Here is a 12,894-nt window from a genome sequence, read left to right on the forward strand (position 1 = left end):
AAAATTATCTGCTCCCAAAGCATCATATTCAAAATCTTAATTAACAATAATTATTTACAATTTAACCAAACTACGCATGGCTAAACAACCAATGACACCAACGGGTGTACAAAACAAGATCAACGCACTTTACCTATTATCAGACGCCGCTTTGCAAGCAGAAGCGGAAGCTATCCAGGCAGACTTTAAAGCATGGATAAAAGCAAACTTTAGCCTTAGTACTCAACAAGGGGATTATCTGGATAGGCTGAACAGTCAAATCTCTACTTATTTTGGATCACAGTCCTCTATCTGTTTTTCAAACAGGTTACCAATCGAATTGATCTATCCTGAACCACCGACAGGGGAATACTCAAAATGGACAGGTGCATCAAATAGCCTTGCTGTCAAATCAGATGGTAGCAGGATACCTGTAGCAACAGGCACACTCACTTTTGAGTTTACCTATACGGTTTAAAATCAACTTATTTTATAATTGACTTTTTAATCATTCAAAATGACTACACCTACGTTAACTATTCCAACATTTAGATCTGAAAAAGTTGCTTTCATTACAAAATCACCGCTATCTGTCAGCGGTGTGCAAAGTAAAATGGAAGAACTATATTCATTAAATGAAGAGCAATTACAGGCTCAGGCCGATGCCGTTCAAATGAATTTCAAATCTTGGATAACGGATAATTTTTTTCTTTCTGGCAAGCAGAAAGCATATCTTGCCCGGTTAGACAATCAGACTACTACCTATTTTGGATCACAATGTTCGGTCTGTTTTACTAACAGGCTGCCCATCGAATTGATTTACCCAATTCCTCCCGAAACAGATTATTCAAAATGGACAGGAAGCTCAAATTCTCTCGTTATTAAATCAAATGCCGAAGGAAAAACAGTTGCACTAGGTAAACTCATATTCGAGTTCTCTTATACCTTGTAGACCTAAAATCAGTTCTTAAAGCCCGACAAGTAAAACTCTTTACTTGTCGGGTCTTTTTAAGGGGCTATAATAAGTGAAGAATTATTAGACCATTAATCTATTATATCGTAATTTATAACTGCTGCAATAATTTTATTTATCTATTAATCAGTTGTTTACAGAAAAACAACTTTTTTATAAACCGACAGGGCTATTGGTTTTGCATCCAACTGCGTAATATTATAAAAAAAAGCCTTGGAAACTGATCCACATATCAAAGAACTCTTTACGAAATACCTAAACAACAGTATTAATAGGGAGGAGTATGTTGTATTGCTAGGGTACTTTGGGAAAGAAGAAGATCAAGGTGATTTACGCCAGTTCGTTATGGAAGCTTTATCAGTTGATAATTCAGAATACGACAATGTAGAATTAGCTAGAGTAGTAGATGCAGTTGCCTCTCAGCTCCGAGAAAAATTACAGCCAAGAGAAACGGTTCGTTTGAGAAGATACCTTCCTTATGTAGCAGCTGTGCTCCTTTTAATTTCTTCAGTCACCGCCTACTATCTTAGCAGGACAGATCAAGGATATCTAAAACAAAAACAAGGTCTCGCCAATGATGTAAAACCGGGCCATAGCGCTGCAACCCTTACCCTTGCAGGTGGCAGGAAAATTTCACTCAATGACGTTTCTGCCGGGACTTTAGCCGTGGAATCCGGTATTACTGTTTCGAAAAATAAAAACGGAGAATTAATTTATACCATTTCCAGTACCAATGGAGCTTCTGAGCACAGCATTAACACTTTATCGACTGCAAAAGGAGAAACCTATCAAATTGTGCTGTCTGACGGCACCAAAGTCTGGCTTAACGCCGGTACTACTCTGCAATACGCTGCAAACCTGAGAGAGCAGGGAAAGCGGAAAGTAAAGCTGGCCGGCGAAGCCTACTTTGAAGTTTTTAAAGACAAAAGTCATCCGTTCGTGGTAGAAACACCCACACAGTCAGTTGAAGTCCTGGGCACACATTTTAATATCAATAGTTATGCTGATGAAGGACGAACGGTGACCACCCTTGCTGAAGGGTCTGTAAAAGTTTCGGCTTTGCAAAACGCCGATCAGAAAGCCGTTATCTTAAAACCGGGCGAGCAGTCTCTTTATTCCAATGGTGATATAAATGTGCGTGCAGCCGACATGCAGACAGCACTCTCCTGGAAAGAAGGCCAGATTTATTTCAAGGATGCATCCCTACAGGAAGTCCTCAGGCAGGTAAGCCGATGGTACAATATTGAGGTTGAATATAAAGGGGAACCGGGTAGTGAAGTTTTTAACGGCGGTATTAAGCGCACAGCCAATCTATCGGCAGTACTGCGGATTCTTGAACTCAGTAATGTCCATTTTAGCCTCAATAAAAAGAATAATGTAACTTTTCTGACCGTCAGTCCAGAGAAATAAATGTCCATTGTCCATCAATTAGCAAGAGAAGCCTATGAGGTAGTTTTTTATTTTTAGTTAATAATACCCACAAAAAAACCGGAGGCATTGTTCTAGAATGCTCCGGTTAAACTGGGTTTAGTGACAATCAGCACGAACCGATTTATCAACCGACTATAGGGCATCTAGCACGCTCTCAAATGCGATGCACCTATAGCAAAACCTAAACAAACATATGATTTTTTTCTCAAACTCAGACTATGCAGAGCCATACAGTCTTACAGTTTATTGGTCCCTATACAAAAAGGCTCTGCCGAAAATACCTTTACACCCCGCAATTATGAGGGTGCATTTAATCTTATTCATCGTGCTTGTTTCCTGCCTCCTTGCTTCTGCAACAAGTGTTAGAGCTCAAAATGTAACGATAGAAGCCAAAGATGTACCGATGTATAAGGTCTTTAAACAGATAGAAAAGCAGACAGGCTTTCTATTCTGGTATAAGGGCAGAATGTTGGGTAAAAACACCCCCATCACCGCCAACATCAAAAATATGCCGATTAAAGCTGCTTTAGAAAAAATCTTTGCAGATATTCCTTTTACCTATGAATTGGTAGAGGGAACCATTGTGGTAAAAGAAAAAACAGCAGTTAAAGAAAAGAAAGAGAAACAGACTACACAGACTGTGACCGGAATAGTAAGTGATGAAAATGGAAACCCTCTTTCCGGTGCTACAGTATCAGTTAAAGGAACAAACCAGACTACAGTGACCAATAGTGAAGGAAACTATACCCTTTTAAATGTCCCGGAAAATGCTGTTTTAATTGTCTCTTATATTGGCTATGTGGAGCAGGAGGTCACTGTAAAAAATGCCAGTAAAATTATCCTAAGCAGAAGTGAATCCAAGCTTGATGAAGTACAGATCATTGCTTACGGTACAACAACAAAACGATTAAATACCGGCTCGGTGGGCAGTATATCCGGAACTGATATAGCGAAACAACCAGTGAGTAACCCGCTCGGCGCTCTATCAGGCAGGATACCCGGCCTTGTGGTTACCCAATCAACGGGAGTGCCAGGCTCTTCATTCAATATCCAGATCAGGGGAAGAAATTCCATCGCTCAAGGGTCACAACCATTGATATTGATTGATGGAATTCCTTTTGCAGCAGGTAATGAAGGGGTTTCGGTTCTACCTTCGGCCTTGACAAATGGTGTCACAGGCACGTCGTTGAGTCCTTTCAACAGTATCAACCCTAGTGATATTGAGAGTATTGAAATATTAAAAGATGCTGATGCTACAGCCATTTACGGCTCAAGGGGAGCAAACGGCGTAGTGTTGATTACCACAAGAAAAGGCAGGGCGGGAAAAACGCAGGTAACAGCCAATATCAACCAAGGTTTTACAGAGGTTGGAAAAACAATGAAACTAATGAACATCGGACAGTATCTGGAAATGCGGAAGGAAGCCTTTGCCAACTCTGATATTACCCCGACTGTCTCTAATGCTCCTGATCTCCTCGCCTGGGATCAAAACCGATATAATGATTACAAGAAAGAACTTATTGGAGGTACCGGAAAACTCACCAACGCTCAGCTATCAATATCGGGTGGTTCTTCGGAAATACAATATTTAATAGGTAGTTCATTTTACCGGGAGACTTCGGTATTTCCCAATGCGCTACCTAATACCAGAGGAAGCGTAAACACGAATCTAAACCATAGCTCGAAAGACAAACGTTTCAATATTAATCTTTCGAGCAGCTATACTGCAAGTGAAAATAGAACTGCTGGTGCAGATTTAACTTATTATACATTTTTAGCTCCCAATACACCAGAATTTTTTACCACGGAAGGCGGGTTAAAATGGGTAGAAAACGGAGGTCAGTATGAAAATCCATACCGTTACCTTTTCCAAACCTACAATGTAAAAACCAATAACTTGGTGAGCAGCTTAAATATTTCTTATAGGATTTCGGATGACTTAACGATTAAGATCTCAACTGGATACAATCAACTGAGCAGTAAAGAAAAGCAGCTTATTCCCATCCGTTCACTTTCTCCCAATGCAATACAGCAGGTAAACTCTTCCCAATTTGCAAATAATGAATTCAGTAGCTGGAACATTGAACCTCAGATAGAATATTCCAGACATGTAGGAAAAGGAAAACTAAACCTTCTGCTGGGCGGAACAATTCATCAAAGGCGAAATACTGGAAATACGATCTCTCTCAGCGGCTTTAGCAGTGAAGCCTTAATGGAGAGCTTTGGTGCAGCAAGCACTATTAATTCCGCGAGCAATTTATCTACTCAATACCGATATTCAGCAGTGTTTGCCAGATTGAATCATAATATTGAAAACAAATATCTCTTTAATCTCACGGGGCGGAGAGATGGATCAAGCCGATTTGGAACAGGAAAGCAGTATGCCAATTTTGGAGCATTGGGTGCTGCTTGGATAATTACTGAAGAAGAATGGTTAAAGAATAAGCTTCCTTTTCTAAGCTTTGCAAAATTACGGAGCAGTTATGGTATTACAGGAAATGACCAGATCGGCGATTACCAGTTCCTTGATACCTGGCAGGCCGACGGCCAGACTTATCAGGGGACGAGTACATTAAGACCTACAGCATTGGCCAATGCCGATTACAGCTGGGAAGTTAATAAAAAGTTTGAAGCCGCAATTGATATTGGATTTCTGAAAGACAGGATTTTATTTTCTGTGGGCTATTACCGCAACCGCAGTGATAATCAACTTGTAGCCTACAGGCTACCTTACCTAACAGGTTTTGCTTCTATCATTCGTAATTTTCCGGCATTAGTACAAAATGACGGGTGGGAGCTCTCGGCAAGTGCAGATATTTTAAGGAATGGTAAATTTCAGTGGACTATTTCTACCAATGCAACATTATCCCGAAATAAATTAGTCTCCTTTCCTGGAATTGAAACTTCAACATATGCAACCCTATATAAAGTTGGAGAATCATTAAACAGTTTGTATAATTACCGTTACACCGGTATTGACCCACACACAGGCTTGTATCAATTCAGAGATGTAGACGGGAATGGAATTCTCAATTACCGTGACCTGCTGGTTAATGGCAATGTCGATCCTAAAATTTATGGAGGTATCAATAATACTATCATATATAAAAAACTGGAATTAAGTGTATTCTTCGATTATCGGAAACAGACGGGAAAAAACTTTTTGTATTCCATATTTTCACAGTCCAAAATCCCCGGTACACTTTTTAATCAGCCGGTCATACTTACAGACCGCTGGCAGAGTTCATCAAGCGTTGCAGAATACGAAAAGTACTTATCTGCCGTGAATACCAATGCCGTGAACGTTCAAAATTCTGACAGGGTTTATGGAGACGCATCCTATATACGCCTGCGCAATATATCTTTAAATTATACACTTCCTGTAAAATTTAGTTCAAGGTTTTATTCATCTGTTGCCCGCATTTATGCACAGGGGCAAAATATTTTTACTTGGAATAAGCAGAAGGGTTTTGATCCCGAAATGCAGAACCTTTATAGTCTACCTGCCTTAAAGGTCTTTATCATCGGAATACAGCTCACATTTTAAATCAAGTAATATGAAATCATTAATCTATACTTTAACCATAGTGCTATTATTTTCTATTTCATCCTGTAAGAAAATTATTGAGGTGGATGCTCCTATCGACCGCATTAGTTCCGGTAGTGTCTTTTTAGAAGACGGAACCGCTTTATCTGCGGTTTTAGGTCTTTATAGTTCATTGGCAAGTCAGACTCCAACATTTTCAGATGGAGCGGCCACTATCTGGATGGGGCTTGCTGCAGATGAGCTTAATTATACAAGTACCGACGCAGAGATTATAGCATTTAACACCAATATGCTTACATCCTCTAACAGCCTTGTATATCGTGATTTTTGGCGTAATCCCTATGAAATCATCTATCAGGCCAATGCCTGTATTGAAGGTCTGGAGCGTTCAGCTTCGTTAACTTCCCTATTAAAGAAACAGCTTACAGGAGAAGCTCTTTTTGTAAGAGCCTTCTGCTACTGGTATTTGGTAAATTTATTTAGTGATGTGCCCTTGATCTTAAACACAAATTATGAGCATAATTCTTTAATACCAAGAACCCCTGCTCAAAACATCATGGATCAAATAATCTTAGATTTGCAGACAGCACGCGGTCTGCTTTCCATAAATTATCCATCGGACGGAAAACTTCGGGTGAACTATTATACTGCCACTGCTCTGCTGAGTAGGGTCTATCTTTATCGGAAGAACTGGCAGGCTGCAGAAGAAGTGGCAACCGAAATTATCAGTTCAGGGAAATACAGTCTGGAAACCGATCTGTCAAAAACATTCTTAATTGGCAGTAATGAAGCGCTGTGGCAGATTGCCCAGCCTGAAAATAGCCTATTTAACACGATCGAGGGAAGCAGACTCGCTGTAAGTTTAGCAGGAACTGCTATACCAGCTTATACCATAAGCCCAAGTCTGAATAGTAGCTTTGAAATTGGGGACAAGCGCAAGACCAGCTGGACTGCCACAAAAATTGTCGGCGGTGTAACTTATAATTTTTCATATAAATACAAAGTGCGGTTTAGTACTGCTGCTAAAACTGAATATTGCATTGCTTTTCGACTGGCAGAAATGTACTTAACTCGTGCGGAAGCGCGTGCACACCTGAATAACCTAGCAGAAGCTGCAGCTGATCTTAATCTTATCCGCAACAAAGCAGGGCTGACAGATTTTGTCGGCACTGACATGAATGCGGTTTTGGGTGCTGTACTTAAAGAAAAACGGGTAGAGTGCTTTGCGGAATACGGGCAGCGGTGGTTTGACCTGAAACGTACAGGCCAATTAGACAAGATCTTAAGCAATATAAAATCTGCGTGGATACCTAACGCTGCCCTGCTTCCAATTCCGATTACAGAGTTAAATCTTAATATTAATTTAAACCAAAACCCAGGATACTAATGAAAACAAAATATATTTTAACGACCTGCTTATTATTTCTCTTTTTTAGGGGCACTCTATATGCGCAAAAACCTCTATCCATTGGTGACAAGATACCTGACGTCCTATTGAAATCGATGCTGAATTATTCCAGCAGTTCCGCTAGGTTTTCGGAATTTGGAGACAAAGCTGTAATACTTGATTTTTGGTTTATAGGCTGCGGTTCCTGCCGGGATGCAATGCCTCATCTTGACAGCATCAGTAAAAAGTACAAAGACGATGTACGAGTGCTGCTTGTAACTTGGGAGGATAAGAAAAATGTAGAAGAATTTTTCAGGGATAATCCCATCGGCAGATCTGTAAAATTTACACAGGTAGTGAATGACAGTACTTTAAAGAAACTTTTTCCTGCAAGGGGTTTTCCGCATCAGGTATGGATTGATAAAACAGGAGTTGTACGATCAATTAATGATGGTACTCATACCAATGATATAAACATTGACAAGTTTATATCAGGCCAGCCCTTACATATTCCTCTTAAAGCAGATGAACTTGATGGCAAGGTGGGTTTTGCTGAAGAGCCTCAAATTAGTTACTACTTTGAAAGTAATAAGAAAAACATCCTTAACTATTCTTATTTTAGTAAGTACCGCAAAGAATTTATAGGAGGATCTGGGATTGAAGTCGATACAGTTAATCAGCTGGTAAGATTTCAGTGCCGCAATGTTGACTTTCTAGGATTATACGATAGAGCTTATGCTTCACTCCTAGGAAATCCAGACTTACACCGTCCGACAAGGATGATAAGGCTTGATGGGGGAAAATTAAATATTCATGGGGACTACACAACCTTCTCTGATATCTACTGTTATGATTTAATTTACAAGGGAAAAGATAAAGTTTCAGGACCGTGGACTTTCGGCCAGCATATGGTGATAGATTTGGATAACTTTTTTAATGTGAAAAGCCACTTAGAAACACGGCAAATAGAATGTTATGTGATCAAGGATAATGGAACTTCGAAAAATTATATAAATGCCCTTCCAGGAGAATCAATAAAAGGTTTTTTAGTTGGTGAAAAACTAGAAAAAGGAAAATTATTTAGAGTTAATAGATATCTCTCTGAGAGTTTAAAGGAACTACTTAATACATATAGTGATAAACCTATTTATATCGAACTGGCACTCGGTAAAAGAATCAGTTTTGAGATGGTATGGAACCCGGACAATTTAGCGGAAATGAACAGCAATCTCGAAAAATTTGGTCTACAAATAAACTTACAAAATAAAGATCGTGATGTTATTGTGTTAGAAAAAAAACAGTAAGGATAAATAAAAACAGCCGTATCACAAGATACGGCTTGAGTTGAGGAAATCTTTAGTTTTTTGTTGTTTGTGAAACGACAGAACCCTCTGGTTGCGGATTTCCATTGTCATCAAGATCAATTGCTGAGTAGCCTTGAGCACAAATGTTTGATCCTGGCGTCCCACATTGTGTCTGTTGAGTGCTTTGTGATCGCTGTCCTAAATAGCTGCCTCCTGGACTGAACCAATAAAGATCTGCTTTTTTATCGTTTACTTTTTCTGTATTTGCTTTTGTGAACGCAAAAGCACCGATGGTGCCACCAGCAATAAGCAATGCTGCAATGGCCGTTTTTAATGTTTTCATTTTGATTGTTTTTTTGGTTAAGATTTTGGCAATGAATATTGCCTCAAATGGACTGAAAAAGGCATAAACATAAAGTAGTTGCTTATGGAATACTTTTGCAATCTCAAATTAATAGAGTTCTCATGTTACACCCTTAAGGGATTCATTACTTCGGCGTGATTATTTATTGCCGTTACTATTCTGCCTTCATAAGCCGCACCAAGAGGCTTTTCCCTCCGGTACTTAAGCCATTTAGATCAGTCTGCTAACTAAAGCGTCTCTGAACATATACCTTACCCCTTCTGCCTAATCAATGAACGGCAAAGACCGTTTACCTGTGGCATCGCATATAGGATACATTTTTTGGCTCGCTATGATTATTAAGGTTAATAAATCCAAATCTAAACACAATCAATAATGTAAAGCAATAGCATTTGTCATACGGTACACCAAACCGACATAAATTTGTATCCAAACCGCACAAATTGTTGCGAAACCGACATAAATTGTACGCCAAATCGCATGTAATAGATGCACTAATTGATAAATTAGTGCAAAATTTTAGTCATTTTATTGTGAATAATGATCAAAAAAAATATCATTAAGGGCTGGCATTTTCTAACTGCTTGTAAAAAAGCTCTTAAAGTCCACAATGTTTTCCTTAGTTACACGAAAAAGGTCTCTGTCCTTATTTTGGATTGCCTCGTAATATTGTGGCTTAAAATTAACTTGTATCGTATCCCGTTTTACACCAGGTACATAACCAGTAACGACATTCCGGTTAATAATTACAGATCTGTTAATTCTGGAAAAATTAGCAGATTGAAAACGCTCTGCCAAATAGACCAGTGAATAATTTGTTGGATATTCATTCCCGGTAATAGTAACTACTTTGGTCAATCTTCCAGAGCGGTAAAAAAATAGAACATCAGTACTAACTTCCAGTACAATATTTTGCCCACTGTACTGAATGGTTAATATGGGGGCATTGTTGCCTTCTGAAACATTATTAATTTCATCCTGATCAGAAACCAGATTTTTTGGCTCGGTCAGCAGCAAAAAATGAATGAGGTAATATAAATTCAGAATGGTAATCAATGCAACGATTATCGGAAAATCCACAAGAAAAAAATCGTTTTGAAATATATTCTCACCCAAAACCTTAAAATAAATGGACATTAAAGCCACATCAAGTATTGAAGGCATTATGATACCGCAGACCAATTGAAATAAAGATCTCTTAACCGGTTTACTTCTCCAGTTGTAATGCTTATCTAGCCAGATTGTTATTTTATGAACAAGGTAAGTAAGTAGCATCGCGGAGACAAAGCTAGCTGCTACTGCAACATAAAAGCCCATTGACGTAATGGCTTTTAGAAAGAGATGTAGACGCCCATGTAGTACAATATAAACGGATGCAACGAGAGCAGCGCCGATGCGTAGCTTCCTATTGTTATAGTTTAAAGAGTCCATGTTAAAAGTTTTTATCACACATCCATGTGAAATATTATGTAATGAATATACAAAAATGATTTTTTATTAACTTTATGCAAATTAGGAACTTATGAAAATGACTTGGGAATTGGAACCTTTGTCAAAATATTCGGTTGAGGTTGTCCTTAGCGAAGTATTTGCTTTGTAGGAGCCAGGGGCCAAGATTGAGCTGGTGCCATTAGTCGCGATTTTAAATAATGGTTAACAGATCATTTTGTTTTAACTAAAAACGAAGTCAATTCTTAAATAGAATTGAGAGCGCACAATAAAATATTTTAGGGCCCAATATGCTTACTGCTTTCAAAATTACAAGGAAATTTTCCTTGACTACCCTCCTTTCCTGGTGAACCAAGTTTTACAATATTTTTGGCTGCCCCATAACACTATTGAGCCGATTGCGAATGATCTGGGTGAAGAGGATGGCATAAATGGATATTTACTTTCGAGGTGCGCTATAATATCCAATGTATCCTTAGGTGGCTATATGCTTTTATAGCAATCGGGATTTGACTTCCAGTGCTTGAAGAAACGAATGCATTGGATGATACAATATCCCGAGATTTGCGAAAACGCTGAATTCTAGTCGTTAGGAGGTATAGTGGTCTTGTATTTGTATTATAATTAGTTACGATTTACGTCACTTCCAGACGTTTACTCTAAACCTAAACAAAATGATATGATAATCGATGAAGACCTATTACTACAAAATGGAGCAGAATATCAGGAGTATGAACCCAGGGAGGTTCTATTCAGGAAAGATGATTGCCCTCGCTTCTTTTTTCAAATTGTTAGCGGAACAGTCGAATTGAACAATTACCATGAGGATGGAAAGGAATTTACTTTAAATATCCTTTCTGATGGCCAGAGTATTGGGGAGTCACTCCTTTTCAGTGATAATTATTATCCTATGAATGCCACTGCCAAGACACTTTGCACAGTCTTAAAATTAGCAAAATCCAATTTTCTTGATCTTTTATTGAAAGATCAAGCTAGTACAATGAATCTATTCAGATGTCTTTCAGACCGTCTTTATTACAAATACATTATGTTGTTTAATAATTCTACATCAGAACCTGTTACTAAAATTCGAGCATTGCTTGATTATTTTAAAAGATTCAGCTTAGAAAGGCAGAAATATGGATTTTTTGTTCCTTTCACGCGACAGCAGATTGCTAACCTGACCGGACTTCGCGTTGAAACTGTTATCAGAGCTGTAAAGAATATGGAGAAAATGGATGTTGTCCAGCTGTCAAATGGCAAAATATATTATTAAGAAAAGAAGAATAGCAGTATTACTGCAAATTTAAACTGACGTTTTTATAAAGGATCAAAAGTGAATCTTAAAAGCTTTTTATTCAATTAACCTTTATATTGAGATTGACTGTGGAGGGTTGTCAAGTCTGAAATTTCATTCCTTAAAAATAACTGGTTGCAATATTTACGGCAAATAAAATCTTTTTAACATAACAACTGTTATACTGCTGGAAATGTGAAGCTCAACGGCTTAATCTTTCAAAAAAATATATTTCATTTTAACATTTAAATTATTAGCAATGGCAGATAATAAATCAAAAAAAGGGAATGCTGACCGTTCTAAACTGAGTGGTTCAGAATAGTACGAGATACAGTATTTCAAAGATCAACTGGATGTCACCTCTCAAGCAGTTGTTGGTGCAGTAAAGGCTACCGGCTCCAATGATAGGAAAACGCTTGATACATATTTAAAAAAGCGTCATAATTTGACGTAAGTAGGTGTGTTAAGGGAGCAGGCTAAATATTTTTCAAGGTAAAAGCATACTGCATCCTTCTAATATAGCCGAATTCCCTTCAGGTTTATCGAATTGATTTAGAATTCTGACTATATATGGGTTAATTCTTTTTGTGAAATAGGATTCAACTCACCAAAATCAGAAACAGTGAAATCGATTGTTTTGCAGGTTTTACTTTTGTAAAACTTCAGGTGGCTCAATAATTACGTATATTTGTTAAGCCTATAAAAACATTTTCCGAGCGGGTATGTCTATTGTTGACTATAATAAAAGATTAGTTGGGATTTTGTTATAAAAAAATGTAATATGATCATTAATGAGAATCTTTTACTTCAATACAGTGCAATTTACGAGTATTATAAAAAAAATGAGGTTATTTTCTATGACGGACAATTTGCAAACTTTTATTTCCAGATACTCTATGGACATGTAGAATTCAGAGATATTAAGCATGCTAATGCGATTATTTCTTACAACTATTCAATAGGGCAGAGTTTTGGTGAGTTCTTTTTATTTAGTAACAAGAGATACCTTGTAAGTGCTGTAGCAACTACAGATTGTATAGTTTTAAAACTTTATAAACGTGCTTTCCTTAAACTTTTAAGGGACAACCCTGAAGAGTCCCTTAAAATAATGCGGCTTCTTGCTGAATCCTAAATTTTATGTATTTAGATACTTTTCTTTAAGA

Annotated in this window: 10 protein-coding genes; 8 read left to right on the top strand and 2 right to left on the bottom strand. The window is 37.9% G+C overall.

What is annotated here, in order from left to right; translation table 11 throughout:
• Nucleotides 1-76: 76 nt before the first annotated feature.
• The 6 genes from J7E44_RS14330 (at nucleotide 77) to J7E44_RS14355 (ending at nucleotide 8,621) form a co-directional block, all read left to right on the top strand.
• Entirely contained in the window at nucleotides 77-457 is a 381-nt protein-coding gene (locus tag J7E44_RS14330) for a hypothetical protein (RefSeq protein WP_214831069.1), read from the top strand.
• Between the two features lie 39 nt (nucleotides 458-496).
• The gene (locus J7E44_RS14335) at nucleotides 497-931 is read left to right on the top strand and encodes a hypothetical protein (RefSeq protein WP_214831070.1); all 435 of its coding nucleotides are present in this window, start codon (nucleotides 497-499) and stop codon (nucleotides 929-931) included.
• Between the two features lie 234 nt (nucleotides 932-1,165).
• Nucleotides 1,166-2,362 (top strand): FecR family protein, encoded by a 1,197-nt coding sequence (locus J7E44_RS14340; protein ID WP_214831071.1) that lies wholly within the window; start codon nucleotides 1,166-1,168, stop codon nucleotides 2,360-2,362.
• 319 nt (nucleotides 2,363-2,681) lie between these two features.
• A complete protein-coding gene (locus J7E44_RS14345; RefSeq protein WP_214831072.1) occupies nucleotides 2,682-5,930 on the top strand; it encodes a SusC/RagA family TonB-linked outer membrane protein in 3,249 nt (1,082 codons plus the stop codon).
• A gap of 10 nt (nucleotides 5,931-5,940) precedes the next feature.
• Nucleotides 5,941-7,317 (top strand): RagB/SusD family nutrient uptake outer membrane protein, encoded by a 1,377-nt coding sequence (locus J7E44_RS14350; protein WP_214831073.1) that lies wholly within the window; start codon nucleotides 5,941-5,943, stop codon nucleotides 7,315-7,317.
• Nucleotides 7,317-8,621 (top strand): TlpA family protein disulfide reductase, encoded by a 1,305-nt coding sequence (locus J7E44_RS14355; RefSeq protein ID WP_353050492.1) that lies wholly within the window; start codon nucleotides 7,317-7,319, stop codon nucleotides 8,619-8,621. Before J7E44_RS14350 ends, J7E44_RS14355 begins: the two co-directional genes overlap by 1 nt.
• A gap of 52 nt (nucleotides 8,622-8,673) precedes the next feature.
• On the opposite strand, the gene J7E44_RS14360 is transcribed toward J7E44_RS14355, so the two are convergent.
• Both J7E44_RS14360 and J7E44_RS14365 read right to left on the bottom strand, forming a co-directional pair.
• On the bottom strand, nucleotides 8,674-8,964 hold the full coding sequence (locus J7E44_RS14360; protein ID WP_214831075.1) for a hypothetical protein: 291 nt from the start codon (nucleotides 8,962-8,964) through the stop codon (nucleotides 8,674-8,676).
• A 597-nt stretch (nucleotides 8,965-9,561) separates the two neighbouring features.
• Nucleotides 9,562-10,416: a LytTR family DNA-binding domain-containing protein gene (locus J7E44_RS14365; RefSeq protein WP_214831076.1), complete on the bottom strand. Its 855-nt coding sequence runs from the start codon at nucleotides 10,414-10,416 to the stop codon at nucleotides 9,562-9,564.
• A 697-nt stretch (nucleotides 10,417-11,113) separates the two neighbouring features.
• Between J7E44_RS14365 and J7E44_RS14370 the strand changes: the two genes are divergently transcribed.
• The gene (locus J7E44_RS14370) at nucleotides 11,114-11,710 is read left to right on the top strand and encodes a Crp/Fnr family transcriptional regulator (protein ID WP_214831077.1); all 597 of its coding nucleotides are present in this window, start codon (nucleotides 11,114-11,116) and stop codon (nucleotides 11,708-11,710) included.
• 802 nt (nucleotides 11,711-12,512) lie between these two features.
• Entirely contained in the window at nucleotides 12,513-12,863 is a 351-nt protein-coding gene (locus J7E44_RS14375; RefSeq protein WP_214831078.1) for a Crp/Fnr family transcriptional regulator, read from the top strand.
• The last annotated feature ends 31 nt before the right edge of the window (nucleotides 12,864-12,894 follow it).

It is taken from the genome of Chryseobacterium sp. ISL-6 (genome assembly GCF_018613715.1).
Classification (GTDB): Bacteria; Bacteroidota; Bacteroidia; order Flavobacteriales; family Weeksellaceae; genus Chryseobacterium; species Chryseobacterium paludis.